The organism is Capsulimonas corticalis (genome assembly GCF_003574315.2).
Classification (GTDB): domain Bacteria; phylum Armatimonadota; class Armatimonadia; order Armatimonadales; family Capsulimonadaceae; genus Capsulimonas; species Capsulimonas corticalis.
Genome location: NZ_AP025739.1, coordinates 4,154,146 through 4,170,628 on the forward strand (window position 1 = coordinate 4,154,146; position 16,483 = coordinate 4,170,628).

16 protein-coding genes and 1 tRNA gene are annotated in these 16,483 nt (G+C 61.6%); 7 read left to right on the plus strand and 10 right to left on the minus strand.

Features of this window, described 5'->3' with window-relative positions; all coding sequences use genetic code 11:
* Positions 1 to 108: 108 nt before the first annotated feature.
* Positions 109 to 4,089, minus strand: coding sequence for a SpoIIE family protein phosphatase (locus D5261_RS17810; protein WP_165864308.1), 3,981 nt, complete (start codon positions 4,087 to 4,089; stop codon positions 109 to 111).
* Between the two features lie 296 nt (positions 4,090 to 4,385).
* Here D5261_RS17810 and D5261_RS17815 point away from each other — a divergent pair.
* Together D5261_RS17815 and D5261_RS17820 are read left to right on the plus strand one after the other, a co-directional pair.
* Positions 4,386 to 4,462, plus strand: a tRNA-Lys gene (locus tag D5261_RS17815).
* Positions 4,463 to 4,642: 180 nt separating this feature from the next.
* Positions 4,643 to 5,644, plus strand: a complete 1,002-nt coding sequence (locus D5261_RS17820; RefSeq protein WP_119322257.1) for a tyrosine-type recombinase/integrase — start codon at positions 4,643 to 4,645, stop codon at positions 5,642 to 5,644.
* Between the two features lie 23 nt (positions 5,645 to 5,667).
* Here the strand turns inward: D5261_RS17820 and D5261_RS17825 are convergent, their stop codons facing one another.
* The 6 genes from D5261_RS17825 to D5261_RS17850 all read right to left on the minus strand — a co-directional run bounded on the left by D5261_RS17825 (position 5,668) and on the right by D5261_RS17850 (position 11,572).
* Complete coding sequence (locus D5261_RS17825) at positions 5,668 to 6,195, minus strand: zinc ribbon domain-containing protein (protein ID WP_119322256.1); 528 nt, start codon at positions 6,193 to 6,195, stop codon at positions 5,668 to 5,670.
* On the minus strand, positions 6,180 to 7,148 hold the full coding sequence (locus D5261_RS17830) for a replication-relaxation family protein (protein WP_165864307.1): 969 nt from the start codon (positions 7,146 to 7,148) through the stop codon (positions 6,180 to 6,182). Before D5261_RS17830 ends, D5261_RS17825 begins: the two co-directional genes overlap by 16 nt.
* Complete coding sequence (locus D5261_RS17835) at positions 7,096 to 8,628, minus strand: type IV secretory system conjugative DNA transfer family protein (RefSeq protein WP_119322254.1); 1,533 nt, start codon at positions 8,626 to 8,628, stop codon at positions 7,096 to 7,098. Before D5261_RS17835 ends, D5261_RS17830 begins: the two co-directional genes overlap by 53 nt.
* 773 nt (positions 8,629 to 9,401) lie before the next feature.
* Positions 9,402 to 9,764, minus strand: coding sequence for a hypothetical protein (locus D5261_RS17840; protein WP_119322252.1), 363 nt, complete (start codon positions 9,762 to 9,764; stop codon positions 9,402 to 9,404).
* Between the two features lie 24 nt (positions 9,765 to 9,788).
* Positions 9,789 to 10,193: a DoxX family protein gene (locus D5261_RS17845; protein WP_119322251.1), complete on the minus strand. Its 405-nt coding sequence runs from the start codon at positions 10,191 to 10,193 to the stop codon at positions 9,789 to 9,791.
* A gap of 221 nt (positions 10,194 to 10,414) precedes the next feature.
* Entirely contained in the window at positions 10,415 to 11,572 is a 1,158-nt protein-coding gene (locus D5261_RS17850; protein WP_119322250.1) for a hypothetical protein, read from the minus strand.
* A gap of 218 nt (positions 11,573 to 11,790) precedes the next feature.
* Here D5261_RS17850 and D5261_RS17855 point away from each other — a divergent pair, with 218 nt between their 5' ends.
* Entirely contained in the window at positions 11,791 to 12,018 is a 228-nt protein-coding gene (locus D5261_RS17855; protein WP_125206059.1) for a hypothetical protein, read from the plus strand.
* Positions 12,002 to 12,493, plus strand: a complete 492-nt coding sequence (locus D5261_RS17860) for a hypothetical protein (protein ID WP_119322249.1) — start codon at positions 12,002 to 12,004, stop codon at positions 12,491 to 12,493. Before D5261_RS17855 ends, D5261_RS17860 begins: the two co-directional genes overlap by 17 nt.
* Before the next feature lie 512 nt (positions 12,494 to 13,005).
* On the opposite strand, the gene D5261_RS17865 is transcribed toward D5261_RS17860, so the two are convergent.
* A complete protein-coding gene (locus D5261_RS17865; RefSeq protein WP_125206058.1) occupies positions 13,006 to 13,893 on the minus strand; it encodes a hypothetical protein in 888 nt (295 codons plus the stop codon).
* Between the two features lie 455 nt (positions 13,894 to 14,348).
* Here D5261_RS17865 and D5261_RS17870 point away from each other — a divergent pair, with 455 nt between their 5' ends.
* Together D5261_RS17870 and D5261_RS17875 are read left to right on the plus strand one after the other, a co-directional pair.
* Positions 14,349 to 14,810, plus strand: a complete 462-nt coding sequence (locus tag D5261_RS17870) for a hypothetical protein (protein WP_119322245.1) — start codon at positions 14,349 to 14,351, stop codon at positions 14,808 to 14,810.
* A 143-nt stretch (positions 14,811 to 14,953) separates the two neighbouring features.
* Positions 14,954 to 15,157, plus strand: coding sequence for a hypothetical protein (locus tag D5261_RS17875; protein ID WP_125206057.1), 204 nt, complete (start codon positions 14,954 to 14,956; stop codon positions 15,155 to 15,157).
* Between the two features lie 128 nt (positions 15,158 to 15,285).
* Here D5261_RS17875 and D5261_RS17880 read toward each other — a convergent pair whose 3' ends face one another.
* Positions 15,286 to 15,567 (minus strand): hypothetical protein, encoded by a 282-nt coding sequence (locus D5261_RS17880; RefSeq protein ID WP_119322244.1) that lies wholly within the window; start codon positions 15,565 to 15,567, stop codon positions 15,286 to 15,288.
* 16 nt (positions 15,568 to 15,583) lie between these two features.
* Positions 15,584 to 15,907 carry a hypothetical protein gene (locus D5261_RS17885; RefSeq protein WP_119322243.1) on the minus strand — a complete coding sequence of 108 codons (324 nt, stop codon included), beginning with the start codon at positions 15,905 to 15,907 and terminating at the stop codon, positions 15,584 to 15,586.
* Positions 15,908 to 16,210: 303 nt separating this feature from the next.
* On the opposite strand from D5261_RS17885, the gene D5261_RS17890 reads away from it, so the two are divergent.
* Positions 16,211 to 16,474, plus strand: a complete 264-nt coding sequence (locus D5261_RS17890; RefSeq protein ID WP_119322242.1) for a hypothetical protein — start codon at positions 16,211 to 16,213, stop codon at positions 16,472 to 16,474.
* Positions 16,475 to 16,483: the final 9 nt, after the last annotated feature.

The following is a 16,483-nucleotide window of genomic DNA, read 5'->3' on the forward strand; positions in this document are numbered from 1 at the left end:
CGTAGAAATGCCGTCACCCGCATTTGCGTCCCACTGCTTTTGTCCAAGGAGATGAAAGAAGAACCGAGTCGGGAAGGCAACCAGTGTGGAGAGTGGTCCCACGCGGAGCTATAACCACTCTGGCGCCGGGGTTTCGCGCTCCTGTTCGAGCACGATCGTCGTACCACTGGAGTCCGTGACGAGGTAGACGCGGTCACACGTTTCCAGAATCATTTTGAGACCGTGGCCGAGTGTCCCCTTGGTGCTGTAACCGCGAGCGAAGGCCGCTTTGTGCAAATTCATGGCCGCAATTCCGCTGCCGTAATCCTTCACTCTCACCTGTACTAGGCCGTTTTCGTTGAGTCGGACGGATGCCTCGCCGCCGCCTGCATGGACGATGGCGTTCATTCCCGCTTCACTGGCCGCGGTTACCAGATCGTCCTGCCGATCTTGGGCATATCCCGTATGCTGCGTCGCTTGCCGCACCAGGTGTCGCAGTTCCCGTAAGCCTTCGGTGGGAGTGAGGGAGAGATTTCCGACGACTTGCCCCACCGAAGCAGGTAAGCTCGCTTCGTCGAACGCCAAATTGAGCTTGCCGCCCGTGACGCTCGCAAGAACATCGCGAAGGATCGCTCGTTCTCGCTGGCGCGCATGCGCCGCTTCGACGGCTCCGCGTGTTTGAGAAACGGTGGTCTCTACAAGAGCGATTTCCTGCTCCGTCCAAATGCGCGCCTCGGTCGCCATCGCTACCACCAGGGCTGTCGTTTGGCCGTCGCGCTGGATCGGCGCGCGCACCATCGCTCGAATACCGGCTTTCTTGGCGGCGTCGTTGTTTGGCAGCAAAAATACGTCTTCAATAATATTTGTTTTATCTGAGAAATACTCCTCGTTTCGATTCGGGGCGTGTTCGGACATGCGATATCTGCCGGCCAGGGATGGGATACCCTCGCGGCGCCATTCGGGGCCGACGACGCTGTGATCGCTCTGCGGGTCGTAAGTGACGTAATAACAGCGATCCACATCCAGAGCCTGGCCAAGCGCTTCCGTTGTGGTTTCCATGACTTGCTGCGGATCGGCGGAGCTGCGGACAGTGCGTCCAATGCTGCTGGTCAGCAGGAGACGATGATATTCGGAGGTGATCTGCGCCTGCGCATCATGCAGGCTCGTGTCGTCACTCACAAACAGCATGAAACCGAGTACGGCGCCCGTGGCGTCCTTCTCAGGGACAAGGGTAGTGCGGACAAACCGGCGCCCCGCGCCGGCGTATTGCATCGTCATATCGTAGGTCACGATGTTACCGGAGAGAGCGGACTCTAAATGATGGCTGATCGAGTGGTAAGCCGAATCTCCGATGACTTCCCGGACTTCTTTGCCATACAGGTCAGCCGCGTTGACGCCAAACCACTCGGTGTATGTGCGGTTGTTGAAACGGTAGCGCCGATCCGCGCTGACATACGCAATCAGCAGCGGAGAGTTGTCCGCAATCAGGCGTAGGCGTTCCGCAGCAATCGCGCGGTCTTCGATGAATATGGATGGAGCCTGCGGGTTGTCAAGGCTGGACAGAATGCTCCTGGGGAGCTCCGCTTCTTCCTGGTTCACGGCTGCATCGCGACGCACAAGCAGTATCGCCACGTCGTCACGGAAATTGCCGCTTGCAAATAGGCTCACCTCATTGACCAATCGTTCGGCTTGCGACTGGACATCCGCCTCCGCAGGCAGCGCATTCAAAAGCCTCATCAATCCATCCAGCCCAAATAGGTTGAGGCGATTTGGCCCCGCTTCGGAGAGGCCGTCTGTGTACAGAAGCAGTTCATCTCCCGCCAGAAGCGTAACTTTCTGGTCCCGATATGCCGACTGCTCGGCCATTCCTAGTGGCGGGCAAAGCGTCGCCAGCGTTTCCATCGCTCCGTTCGAGCGTCTCACCAGCGCGGGTTCATGGCCGCAGGAGCAGAACACGATGGCTCCACTCATCGTATCGTAAACACCCACCCAGGCGGTGACAAAGCCGACGAGCAGGTCGTGTGCGGCGACGATGGCGTTAAGCGCGGATGCGGCCTGAGCAGGAGCGTAGTACAGGTACAGAAGAGTACGCAGGGTATTGCGGATAAGCGCGAGCTGCTGCGCCGCCGCCAGTCCCTTTCCAGAGACATCGCCAAGGACAATCGCGTACCGTTTCTTGTCCAGAGGAAAGACATCCATGAAGTCGCCGCCGACGAGCGCTTCGTCAAGCGCGGGACGTATGAAGCTGCCCAGAGACAGTCCTGGCGCCTGGTTTGGAACGGTGGGTTGCAGAGCCTCTTGTAACTGCTGAGCGATGGCGCGCTCCTTACGGCTTATGCGGGCAGTCTCCAGCGCTGTGCGCGTCAGCGTCGCCGTCTGCTCAATCAGCGCGATCTCATGCGCTGTCCACGTGCGCGGTTTATCCATGGACGCCCACAGCGCAGCCACGAGGCGCTCGCCGTCGAAGAACGGCGCCGCAAGTACGGCGCGATGCTGAAAAGTTTCCATCGCCGCTGCGACCGCCGGCGAGAGCTCTTGCCGCACGTCCGAAACTACGGCGGTTTCTCCGCCGGCGAATACCTCTGTCAGCAAATCGGTGAATTCAGAAAGACGGTAATCGCCAAAGAGAGGAGTTAGGTCGCTGCGGTGGTAGTCGTATCCTAAGTGCGCTATGTCGTCAAGTGTGCTGTAGGTCAGGTAGAAGCAGCGGTCTGCGCCAAGGGCTTCTCCCAGAAGCGCCGCCGCCCGATCCTTGATCGCCGTGGGATTCAGCGTGCTGCGGATCGCGTCCCCAATCCGGCCCGCGAGCGCTTCCTCTTGAAGACGCTCTTGTTGTTTTACAAGCAGATGCGCCGCGTCCACGGCGGAACGGGTTTGGGCCGCCACTGCCTCCACAAGGCTCACTTCCTCGTCTGTCCATGCCCGCGACGTGTCGGCCATGGCCACGACCAGGATGGCGACTCGTCGCGCGCCATCGAAAATATGAATCAAGATGACCGATCGTACTCGAAGCTTGTGCAGTGTCGTGCGCATCGCCTCGCTTAACGTCCCGCCATCTTCTTGTATATCCTTGATGACGACAGTATGTTCGGCTGCGTGAACGTCCTCGGAATTTACCTTCAAGGCCGACATCCGATATCGGCCCTTCAGTGAAGGAAGGTCGGATCGACGAAAATCTTGACCGATCCAGCTTGCGTCCGCCTCAGGATCCTTGAATGAAAAGTAGCAACGGTCGGCTTTGAGCGCTTCGCCAAGAGCGGATACCGCCGCGTATTGTATGGCTTCCGGGTCTGTGGTGGCGCGGATGGATGCGCCAATACGGTTGAGCAGCGCCTCTCGATTCGCCCGCTGATGGGCCTCCGCCAGAATATGCTCACGCTCTTTCTCAATTTGATTGCGCTCGGAGATATCTCGGGTGCTGACGAAGAGCTGTGCTTTTCCGTCCCCATCAATACGGCTGATGCTTACTTCCACCGGGAATATAACGCCATCGGAGCGGCGGTGTATCGTTTCGAAGGGCGGGATTCGCTCTCTTGCAGCTCTTTGAAACAGCGCCTGATACTTTTCCTCAGCTTGAAGCGGAGCCACGTCAAACACACGCAAGGCGAGGAGCTCCGCTTCGCTGTAGCCGAGAGAGCTGCATGCGGACGCGTTCACGTACTGAAATTGTGCGTGTTCATTCACCAGGAAAAGCGCGTCACTCGCAGCGTCGCAGAGATGCTGAAACTGATGCATCCGATCCTCGGCCTGCTTCCGAGAAGTAATGTCGTGAAAGTACAATGACAGCCCATCGAGCGATGGGTAGGCGCGCACTTCAAGCCATGTGGCGAGCGGCTCGAAAAACTCGTCGAAGACCACAGGCGTTTGGTCGGCCATCGCCTTGCGGAACTGTCGATCGAAGCCCGTGCCTATCGCCTCTGGAAACTCGTCCCAGAGGCGTTTGCCTAGCAGCGTTGCTCGGGGGCGCCGAATCAGGCGCTCCGCCTCCGTGTTCACATACGTGAAGCGCCAGTCTTGATCGACAGCGTAGAAGGCGTCGCTGATACGCTCCAGGATAGGCTCCCGAATGCTATTCTCCTGTTTGGCCCCCATGTGCTTCGAGACATGCATAACTTCCTTATACCTTAGTCCCAGGATCGTCTCTAAGAAAAATGCGAGGAAATGTCTTGCCGCAACACAGCGAACGATTGTGCCGTCTTTGTCACTCAGTAGGCTCCTGGACAAATTCGGCTGGCCCTTTTTACCGTGCCAGCTACGCCTCATAGGGCGTCGTGCGGCGAAAGGCGCATGCGCTGAAGCTGTAAGGCGCCCGTGAGGTTGCAAAAAAACATGTACTATAAGCTTGCATTTTTTGAAATCCTGGGGTAATATACTTTCGTCCCTGAGATAGGGACAGCAAACGTAACGCCTCTATAGCTCAGTTGGTTAGAGCACCTGACTCTTAATCAGGGTGTCCCAGGTTCGAGTCCTGGTGGGGGCACCATAACAATAAATGACAGCCGTTGATCTGTATTAACAGATTGGCGGCTGTTTTTTATTGTCAGTAGATCACGCCGATGGCGTTGTTGACAATAGACGCCGTTACTGTTATTTTCATGGTGTCAGGCGGTATCAGCTTTGTCTGAAACCAGCCTGGCCTTCAGGTTAGAAATAACAGGACAGCATGGAAACATTCAATCGACAAACGGTCTTCTCGAACGACATCGACTGGCAGGAAGCCGTCAGCGACTTCCTCCTCCAGACCCGCACCTCGCGTGAGGAAAGCACGGAAGTGTTCTACCGGGAGCGGCTCAAGCTGCTCTGCCGCTGGGCCGAGGGCCGCAAGATCACCCTGGGCGACTTCCGAGCCCGGCACATGCGTGAGTATCTGAACGAACGTGGAGAAAAAGTCTCCGACGCCACCCGCCGGCATGACGCCGTCGCCGCCCGCACCTTCTTCAAGTTCTGCAAGCGCGAGGAATACGTCACCGCCGACCCGCTGACGGGCTACCAGGTTCCCAAGGCCGAGCGGCCTTATGTAAAGTGCCCCTCGGACGACGAGATCCGGGCGCTGCTGACGGCTGTCACGGACCGCTACAAGCCCAGCATCAACCCCAAATCCCGCTTCATCCACGCTGGCGCACGCCTCTTCTTCGGGCGCCGCAACTACGCCATCGTCGCCGGTCTCTTGGAGACGGCCGCCCGTATCGGCGAGATGCTGGCGCTGACCGTGGACGACTACCAGCCCAAAGAGGGTCAGATCGTCATCCGCAAGGCCAAGGGCGACGAGCCACGGATCATTCCAATCAGCTCCTACTGGATTCAGACGGTGGACGCCTACCTGCGCGTCCGCCCCAAAGTCGACAGTCCGCTCCTCTTCATCAGCGAGTTCGGCGGCGAGATCACCGTCAGCGAGTTCGGCAAGGTGTTCCGTGGCTACCTGGATTACGCCAGCCTTTCCGGCTTCAGCCTGCACGGCCTGCGACACTACGCCCTCACCCAGCTTGCGAAAACCGACCTCTGGGCCGCGAGCCAGATTGCGGGCCACAAGGACCTGACCGTGACGCGGCGGTACCTGCACGGCGACCCGGTGCATGTCCGATCGGTCCACGAGGCGGCGGCTCCACTAGGACGGCTTCTCCATACCAGCCGTTCAGCCAATCAGGGACGCAAAAAGATAGTTTGACCCGCCAGCGTCACGCCTCTTAGTCATGCGCCTTTGCGCTGCCCGCCCACAATCCGACAGAGCCACCGAAAGATGGCCAGGCTGACAGACCGCGCCAGCCTGGCCGCGACGCCCGCGCCCCGCATCAGTAAGGCGCGGACATGTCCGCCCACGGAGCCGGGCAGCAGGTAAGACACCAGGAATAGGGCGACAAACCACGCCGCGATCTGCAACAGTACCGCCCGCATGTGGCAAAGCGAGATTCCTAAGAGGTGGAGACTGATCCAGTCGCTGAGATTCCACATACCCTGGAGCAGCGATGGCGCGCTTCCGAACGCCCAGCGCAGCGCCAGCAGGACGATGAGCAAGGTCAGGGCGCGCGTGCACCAGCCCAGCGGCAGGCAGCGCGTTGCGTCCGTGACGTTGGCCTTCCCGCACTGGACGCAGTACTCAGCGTCCGGTGGGCTGGGATGGCGGCTCGGACAGAGCCGGGCTCCGAACGTTCTGCCGCAATGCCCACAGTGAACGGCTCCCTCTGGCGAAACGTACCGGCATGTCAGACAGAGACGCATGATACTTCTCCCTTTGCAGTATTTTGATTTTCCAGGAGGCTGATCAGGTCAGACCGGAACGGAACGCTCCAGATTGCGCCCAGCGGCTGCTGGATCATCAAGTCAAAGGTGGTGAACCAGAAGAGCTGGCAGGCCTCCGATTCTGCCAGCCTGATGAGGTTGCCGATGCGCCCGGCTCCGGTCGTCACCACCAGCGTGCGAAATCCGTCACTGCCGTATGCCTGCTGAAACAGTCCTCCGCTGAGGTAGTGCGCATGGGCGCGAATCTTGTTCTGGAACTGGCGGCTGTTCGTATGCCCCAGATCGATTTCAAAGAACAGGTCCATCCGCATCTCCGTTTCTTGCCCACCTAGACGAAGATATGCGTCCGGTCGGAAGATGCGCTGTCTCCAGCGCGCGGCATTGTCTTTCCGGCGCACCTCAAACTCCTCGGCGCAGAGCCGCTCCGGCAGCCATCGCTCCCATGCAAGAAAATCCTGATCTGCGATCGCCGTGCGGAATGCGCCATAGACATCCGCGATCGCCAGGGTATGCTCCATCAGCGACAGCGCCGGCCGGCATCGCTGCGCGCGCACATCCGACGCGCTGAGTTCCAGTCCCTGGGATCCGAGCAGTCTGGACACACGCGGGACGCCGGCGATCCCCAGGGAATACAGCGCCTGCGCCCCGTAAGGCGCGGTCGGCATGTAGTAACGCGAGGCATAGCCCCAGTCGAACAGCTGGCGCAGGCGGCCGTTGCATCGGGGGACGGAGCCGAAGTGCAGCGACTGGATCTGGCTGCGCGACATCACCCGGCAGAGGAACAGATCCAGGAGCAGGCTGTCGTCGCGCGGTCCGAGCACCAGCCCCCGCTCCGGCTTGGCGGTAAACCGGCTGCGCGGCGCGCCATATATGTCCGAACTACTTTTTGTCCTGTCCGGGCTTTCCCCGGCGCGGCCGATGGCGTACTTCATAGTCCTCCTCCTTTGTCTGGTCTTTTGGTTTGAGCGCTTCGGCGCTCTTTTTTGCGTCAGGCGCTGGCTCAGCCGGGCGCTCAAACGTGACGCGCCGCTGCTCCAACTCCTTTTCGACTTCCTCCCGCGTTCGCCCATAAGCTTGCCATGACGCCTGACGCAGACCGGCAAGTAGGGCAGGGGAGACAGCCGGATCCTGAGAGAGAGCGACGCGGATACGCCGGGACCGATCGCCGCGCTGGACGATCAGCGCCTCGCCGGTTCGCTGCTGCGTCAGGAGGCGCTGGAGCGCATCGCGCCGCAAGTCGAGCGAAACCTCACGCGCCAGCTGAGCCGCGTCGCCGGCTCCCGTCTGGAAGTAGATCTGCGTGTGCGCGTTGTTCAGCAGCACTTCGCGCAGCCGCGTCGGCATCTGGCTGAGGTTCTGGTGCGAGAGGCAGAGCCCCAGGCCAAAACGGCGCCCCTCGGCAATGAACGTCTCGAACTGCTCCGACGCCATGGTCTCGAACTCGTCCACATACAGGTTCACGGGAATACGGTCGCCCTCGGCAAGATCCACGCGCGCCATGATGGCGTTCTGGATGGCGCTGACCAGAAGGCCGCCCACGAGGTAGGCTGCCTGGTGCAGCCGGTCCACCGCGAGAGAGACCAGGATCACCTGTCCCGACCGACGGTCCAGCGTCTTCTGGAGCGATACGGTGTGAGCGCCTCCGAAGAAGCGGCGCAGGCGCGGGATCGCCAGCAGCGGCGTCACCTTGTTGAGGACGGGCATGCTCCAGCCGAGCCTCTGCTCGGCGGATAGCTGGTCGAAGCGCTGGAAGAACGATTGGACGTACCGATCCTGAACTTTTGCCAGAGTCGCCGCCCGGAACGAGGCGTTGCAGAGCATCATCTCGATTTCCAGAAGCGTGCCGCCCGTCTCGGCCAGCGCGATCAGACAGTTGCGCAGCGTCTCTTCCAGCTGGACGCCCCAGCTGTCCGACTGCTGACGGAGCACCTCCAGAACATGAAAGGCCCGTCCATACGCATCCCCCGGACCCACCAGCGGGTTGAACCCGACGACATCCTCCTCATGCCGCAGGTCGATCAGCAGCAGCCTCTCCCGCCAGTGCTCCGCGTCGCCCGCTGCGGATAAGCGGGGCAGAATCCGGTCCACCAGGTCGCCGCGCAGGTCCACGACGCAGAACGAGCGCCCGGCGGCGATGTCCGACTCGATCAGCCGCAGCAGGAGGTTAGACTTGCCCGTGCCGGTTGCGCCCAGAACGTAGACGTGGCGCCGCCTCTGCTCGGGCGAAAGCGTGACGGGCGCTCCTGCTTGCGGCTCCTCGTCCGAAAACTCATGGCCGAGCACCAAGCCACCCGGCGCTAAGACGGGTATAACCGCGCTTGGCGGTGACGCCGCCCGCGCTCGCTCCTCCCGCCGCCGCAGGTCTCGGTTTATTGCGGAAGAGAGCAGAGATTGAATCCATTGATTGAGCATAATGATCAGGCCTCCTGAAAACGTCTTCGCCAGATGTGGAGGGCAAGCTTAACCTATTGCCGGGTTGCTCGAACCGTTGATTGGGCTGCCCTATACCTATCCAATGCCAAGAAGTCCCGATTGTGTGGACAGCCGACGCGGTAAATTTGCGGTGTGAGCAGAACTCACTGGAGCGAAACGAAGAAAGGGCCGTGTCCACACGGTGGACACGGCCCTTTGCTCACCGAGTTCCCCCGGTTCGGCTCTGCGCTGACCAGGACAAGGCAATCGGCTCAGTGGGCGCTGCCGGCATCCGGCTCTGGGTGCAGCAGGCGTTCGAGCATCCGCCGCGTCTTCGTGGCGCTGATCCTGCGACGGGTCTCCTTGCTGCGCGGACGCCCTTTCGCCCAGCCGCCAAGCTTGCCGCTCTCGCGGGCGGCTTCCCGCTTGGCGGGCGTGCTGGAGGAACCCATGCGCAGCGCGGCGTCCGAGGCGAGCTTGTATTTTCGCAGGGGATCGGGCTGGAAGTCTACGCGAGGCGTGGCGCCAGTATCGCTCCCTGTACCGGCGCACGGCCGAGGAGTGGCGGCACGAGGCGGAGGAGGCCGAGCATCTCGCCAAGGAGCGGTCCTGGAGATACGCGGCGGCGATGGACTGGGTGCGGCTCATGGCTGCCCGGCGTCGGATCGACCAAAGGGCGTTCGATCCGATCGATGAGGTTGACGGCCTACTGAGGACTGAAGCCGCGCGCCGCCTGGCCAGCGCGCCCGCCTCCAAAAGGCTGTGCAACACTTTTAGCACTGTTCGGAAGCGTCGTAATCCGTCAGGAGATAGTTGGTCAGAACAGCGGCAAAGAACGAGAAGAAAAAAAGGCGCGCGTTGCGTTGCTTCAGCGCGCCTGTCACCCATGGCAATACCAATAAAGCCGGAACGAAGGGTGTGTCGATCCGTCCATGAACACGGAAAGGAACGACGCGCTTGATTACGAAGGGCTGGTCGGTCAAAGCGGTGAGCAGTCCCGCTGCGCCGCCAAAGATATAGCAGAGTGCTCGCGCCTTATCCTTAAGCTTAAAAAGACTTGGCGCCAGGACCAACGCCGTTACAAAGCCGTAGTCGATGGAGCAGTGAGCTTTAGGCCCAAAGACTTTAACGCTCATGAATCTCGGTGTTCTCCTTCCGTCTCACTTTTCCGTGCTCTTCACTTTTTCCGTGCTCTTCAGCGCCCAGTAGATCAGAACCGGCTGGAAGAACAGTCGCACGAAACGCTTTGTGTCCGTGTTTAATCCGAATGCGTCTCGCCGGTGGGTGTACTGCGAGATGTTGCCGGGCAGGACGACGGCGAAGAGCGCCGCCGCCACCTTCCCCAGCGCCCCTTGCAGTTTCTCGTTGGTCAGGACCAGAGCGCCGCCCAGCGCGATCTCGACGACGCCGGAGGCAACCACGGTGTCGTCCTTGCCGAGCGGAACCCAGTCGGGTACCTGCGCCTGGAACTCCTCGCGCGCGAACGTCAGGTGGCCGAGGCCGGTAAAGATCAGAGAGCCGCCCAGCAGAACGCGGGCGATCTTTTTGAGAGTTGTTTCGTTCATGGCGGATTTCCAGTCTGTGTCAGCAAGCTTATACCCCATTTCAGAGGAACCGATGCACGACTTGTCCGCACGCTGTCCGCTCAGGCGCAGGCTTCCGCCGACCAGGCCGAGGCTTCCTTGAAGAGCGGCTTCGTCGATCGCTGGGCGCGGTCGTGCTTGAAAAAGGCCGCTCCCGGTTATCGGAAGCGGCCGGAAATAGATCGGCGATTGAAATGCGTCGGCTATTGGCGCGCCGCGGCAAGCTCCCGCAGCTGTCCGTCGGACATCGAGAAGAATCGTCCGCCGATCGCCTCCAGCTCGGTGGCGCGGTCGTAGCTCGCCGCCTCCTGCGCCGCCGCCGTGACGGCGTTGCTCAGGCCCCAGAGCGAAAGGTCGGCCCCCTCGATCAGGCGGGCCATCACCCGCTCCTTCTCCGCGAGGCTGAGGCCAAGGCGCTGCGAGGCGCTTTCGACTGCGGTCTCCACGTTTCCCTCGATCCGGATGCCCGCCGTCTCCTGCATCCGCGCGACCAGCGAGCGGAAGCGCGTCTCGTCCAGCGCCTCGGCGATGTGGTCCCGGATCCTGAGCAGCCGGGCCTGCGCGTCCGCGCGCCGCGTGTCGTCCCGGTAAATCCCGCCCTCGTCATCTGCTTGCAGAGCGCGCCCAACATGTCGCTGGCGGGTCGTCTCCTCCTGGATCCACAAGTTCGTGCATAGAAGCTTGTACACCACCTGGCGAACCGAGAGCGCTCCCTGGCCCGTCTCCGAGTTCGACAGCACGAACCCCGCCTGCACTACCTGCGGTTCCCGGAGCATGCCGCTCCCCGTATGCAGGTTCTCCGGCCGCACCACGGCCTCCAGCTTTGGGCTGACGACTTTCAGGTACAGGCGTTTCTCCGTCACCTCGCAGGAGGCGACGTGTTCTGGCCCTAGGTCCGCCCGCTCGATCGCAGCCGCCGCCATCCGGAAGACGTCGAAATTGTCGAGATCAACATTGAAAGCACCTGAGAGAAAGGCTCGTGCAGCCCCATCGAGCGTCCGCACGAGCCGAATCTCATCTCCTTTTCGTTTCATCAGGTGACTGATCAGCACGTCGAAGAGCGCGCTGTCCTCGAACATCTCCCAGTCCTGCGCGAGGTGCAGCAGCGACCTCATGTCGCCGTCGGCGCGCAGCCGGTCGTAGAAGGGCTTAGGGATACCGGCGTACTCAGCGATCTGACCGTGCGCCAGCTCGCTGACCTCATATTGACTCGCCTTCGCATCATTCCCTCCAATCGATAGTCGCGTGCCACCGTCTGTAGTGAGACGGATCTCGCCCGCCGGCGCGAGTATGTCCCGCTTGGCCTCCGCCTGTCGCCTGAGCTCCTCCGCCAGGTCCGTCAGGGTGCGTCCTTGTTTCATCTTCTCAATCCTCCGATGCAGTCAAATTGGGGCGGCGTGGACTTGCTCCCCGGTCCGGGCGAGCCGCCTCCCCGAGACACCGTAACCGATGCCGTGAAAGCCGCGCACACCGGCGTGCGCTGGCGCAACCCTTCTGGCCGGCTTCTCGGGAGCGGCCTAGGCTGGGGGAGCGGCGCAACTGCAGGCCGCGCAAGACCACAGGTTAGGAGGAGCGTACTGTGCGCATCAAGCCATACGGGCGGCACTGGGCCGTCTACGACGCCGGAGGGGACCTCGTCTGCCTGGCCGTCTACCGGAAGGGAGCGCGCGAGGTCGTACGGCGACTTTCGACGCGCACCGGGAACCCGGCGGCGTCCCGCCGGTGCAAGCGGCGCGGGCCGGCGAGACGCGCGGAAGCCGTACAGGCTCAGCCTGGGAAAGGAAGGGGAGATGGCGTATCCCACTGAGATCACTCTGGAGACGGGAGGCGTCGTCCGGGAGGGCGGCGCAGACCAGCAGGTGCAGGTGCGGGTCACCTGGGCGCTGGAGCGAGGCGACAGCCTGCCGACACTGGCGGATGAGCTGGCGGCAGACCTGGAGCGGGCGCACGCCGCCGTATGGCGACGCGTCCAGGGCGGCGAGCCCGAGCCGGTATCCGAGCGGCCGCGACTGGTGAAGACCGACTCGCCGCGAACTGAGAGCGAAGCCGAGTGCGAGGAGGTAGTCACCTGTCAATTAGACGATGAAGAGGTCAAGGCCGTGAGTCCTCCGGCGACCGCTCCGCAGGTCATCGCGCTGAGGTCGCATGCCTACCGGGCGGGAAAGAGCCGCGCGGAGCTGGACGCGCTGGCCGCCGACCGGTTCGCCAGGGATTCCGTGGAGCTTCTGACGAAGATTGAGGCGGCGGCGTTCCTGCTGTCCCTGCAGAGGGACGGGTGGTAACCGTCCGCCGCGCCCGTCGTCAGACGGGCATACCATTTCAGCCCGCTTTCCGAAAGGAGAGCGGGCCTTCTTGTACATGGCGTCTCAGTATTCTGTGGGAGGCAGTGGATCAGGATCTATCGTCCGGAGGCGGCTTTTCTGATGGCGAGCCGAGGACGCGCCGCAGCATTTGCAAGGTCTTCGTCGCGCTGATCTTCCGTTTCGTTGCTTCGCTCTTCGGACGGCCCTTCTTCCACCCGCCGCGTTTGCCGTTTTCCTGAGCCGCCCGTTGCTTCGCTGGAGTACGCGCTGAACCCATCCGCCGGGCCGTATCGGAATCGAGGGTGGGCTTTCGGGGCTGGTCGGCTGTTGGACTGTCGTCGGTGTGCATAGTCACAGCATCGCCTAAATTCGGCTGCCGGTCAATCAGAATGGCGCGTCGATAGTATCGACCGTCGTGGTATGTTCCTGCTCTTTGATTATGTCCGGTGTCTGCTCTTTGAAAATGTCCGCCTTGTGCTGCGTATTGCTGTCTACGAACCGGCAAAGAGGTAAGCGCTTTGCTTGGCTGTCAGCCCTTTCTTAGTGGACGCTTCTGGCTTTCCTGGCGTGTCTGTTGGATACTTCTCGGGCTGATATTCTGGAGAAGCTGCTCTCACAGCAGGCGTCGTGGGACGAGCTGGCAGAACCGTATACTCCAAGCGTCGTGTCCCGTCATAAAGACAAAGACGATGATCCGAGGTCGTACGCACGCTGATCGACTGTCCCGCCAAACTGCGCATGCGTGAGCGGGCAGTAATCTGTAAGACTTGCCCGCCAAAGCTAAGCGTGTGGTCTGCCTTGACGATCCGTGTATCTTGAAGACTGAAGTAGTAATCCCAGTCCGTATCCGCTTCCAGCGTCACCCAGGCGCTGTTAGGATCCATCGCTTCGATCGCAAAACGTTCATTAAACCGAGCGATGAACGTCGGCAGAAACGTATTGGCCGCTTCCAGGGTATCGACCTGCGCTAAACGCATCTCCTTAACCAATCGGTCTTGCAGCGTCTGCCAGAGCCGCTCGACGCGCCCTTTGGCCTGCGGGGAATGCGCCGCGATGCTTTCGACGCCCAGGTCGTGGAGCACCTTCTGGACGTGGCTCATGGGCGTAATCCCATCGAGATCATCCTCAATCGTCGCCTTCTTGGGAGAGCGCAGGATCGTGTGTTTGTCATGGTAATAGCTCATGGGCAAACCATGGAGCATGGCAATCTCCAGGAACATCGTCAGGTACGCCGCACATTCCGTCGGATGGAAGCGCAGGTGTAGCACCCGGTTGCTGGCGCGTCGGAAGCGGCTTGAGAGCACGGGCGGCCGCCTTGGGCGGTTCTCGCCGCTGTTGGAGGAGGCGCTGGAGTGTGGATCGACCGATCGCCACGCCATGCTCCTGGGCCAACACATCGCGGAGGTGGCAGACATTGAAGTCCGCCAGCACTCCGCCGGGTCCAGCCAGCTCCCAAATCTGATCGATCACTTCCGGAGCCAGAGTACGAGCAGGTTTGCGTCCTCGGTTGCCGTGGGCAATGCTGAGCAGCCCGTTGCTCTCAAAGGCAGACCTCAGGCGACGGATCTGGCGGTCGGTGACACCCAGGAGTTGTGCAGCGCGTATCGCAGTAATCGATCCGCTGATCAGGCGGGTGAGCACGTCGGCGCGACGCTGCTCCGGATCAGTCAAACTCAATGTCCCCATTCCTCCAGTATGCGGACATTTTCAAAGAGCAGAGAACACGGACATATTCAAGGAGCAGTAACACGCGTCGATAGTATCGACCGTCGTGGTATTGACACAATACCCAACGCTGTCTAGAGTGGAGGTACTAACAAGTAATCGCTCCGATATGAGTACTCGCTCCGCAATCGTTCGCGCAACCGGCCCCGGCACATTCGCCGGGCGCTACGTCCACTTCGACGGCTACCCTGCCGGCGTTGGCCAGGCCCTCTGGGACCTCTACCACGGCGAGTTCGACGGGGACCTCGACCGCATGCTCGAGGCCATCATCGACAAGCACCCGGCAGGCTGGTCGAGCATCGACGACTACCCCAAAAGCTGCTACTGCCACGACCGGGGCGAGACGCGCCGGCTCACCGTCACCCAGAGAAACGCCTACCGGCTGTGCTGCGAGTTCGTGTACGCGTTTGAGGCTCCCGAGCACGGCGCGCCGACCATGCGCATCCTGGCAGCCGACGACGGGCGCGGCAGGCCCCGGTGGGAGGCCCTGGCGGAAGTCGCCCTCGATGGTCGCGAGCCCGACTGGGCATCCATGCGCGGAACGGCTGCAAGCACCGAGCACGGCGACTGATCACGCGGGGCTAACAGCGCTACGACCTCGTACCGCCTCAAGAGTTGCCGTCCCCCTCTAGCCGGCAAAGTGAGGGGGATCATCGCGGCGAGCCGTAGCATCGTGTCCCCTAGACGTTTCCACGGGCGGCCTCGCCTCTATGGATGGATTGGCAGTGGCCGGAGCCGGTCGGCTCGGCGCAGCCGGACGATGGAGGCGGCACAGTAAGCCTGGCGCGCCGCAAGCGGATAGCGGGGAAGCAGAGGCCAACGGCCCGGCATCCGAGCTCGCGCGCGCCGGTGGAGCGCCTAACGAAGGCTGAGGCGGCGGCGCTGCTAGAGGGACGGGTGGGATCGTCCGTCGCCTGAGGGAGCAAACCATTCCAGCCCACGCGCCAAAAGGCGCGCGGGCCTTCTTTGGGATTCCAGCGTCGCATCAGTTCACTTGGTCCCAGAAAAAGACCCGCAAGCGGTCGGCCTGCGGGCTAGGATCGTGCTCAATACTCCTCAGGAAGGAGTAACGTGGTCATTGATCGGTCGGCCTCCGTGATGACCCACAGCCTGACGCCGCTGATCAGGACGTATGCGGAGAGAAGGCGGATACCGGCGCTTACGGCGGCGTCGTTGGCAGCCCGGTCGTCTTCGCAGATGTCGCCCCAGTCGCCCGACCGGTGGCGCTCCAGGAACTCCTCAAGCGTCTGCTCCACCCGCTCGACGGCCCGGATCGCCGCCGGCGTGGCTACGACCTGCCCCAGGGGAAACGGCGTGATACGTTCCATGGTGCTGATCCTCCCGTTATGCCGTCTCCGGACGAACAGGATCGATCCGTCGGAACCCGGAAGCCTCAGCGTCGTATTGGAGGAACCCGGCCCGGCCTTCCAGCAGGATCAAGTTCTCCGGAACAGCGATGGTGGCTCGGTGGGCGCGAAGTCCCTGTTCCGACAGGAACCCGGTGACTTCCCGCCACAGGCTAAGCCAGGCGGAACGGACGTTGCTCCAATCCGTGGACAGGGGGACACCGTGCAGGAGGACGATCGGGCCGGCGCTGATCCGGCAGTAAAGCACAGAGCCAGGCTCTGAGTGCTGCATGCAGGCGACGAGCAGGCGGTCCGTCCGCATGCCGCAGGACGTACTTCCCGGCTCGATCAGCAGGGCGGCGAGAACTGGCCTGGACGGATCGACCGCTTGCGCCCAATCCTCCAGTTAGCAGTAACCGACGAATATGCACTGTTCGCTCGACTGAGTTCGTAACCGAGTCATCATCAAACTCCTCTCAAGGTTAGTGAAGGCTCTGGCGACCGACGGAAGCCGATCTCCGTGCCAGCGTAACGCCATGGCAATCGGGGCGCAAGGCGACTTTCCCGCTCGCAAGGCCCACTCTTGTCCAATCATAAATTTCGGTTAAAGTGGATGAAAGGATGGGTGACAGCCTTTAATTTATATATCTTTACAACGATGCAGCCCCTGGAGAAGATTACGCCGGCACACATGGTGCACGTAGAGCGCTATCCCTGGTTTGTCGCCGCCGTGCAAGTGGCCAAGGCCGACGGAAGCTACCCCGCTCTCGAAATATCGCTCGAACGGTTCGATGACGACCCTTTCGGCCTATACGCTTGTCTCTGGTATGCAGGGAGCGAGGGCGTTCGCGTGGTGTTTGTTGCTCTCAATGCAGGCAAAGGAGAGTAGTGTCGGATG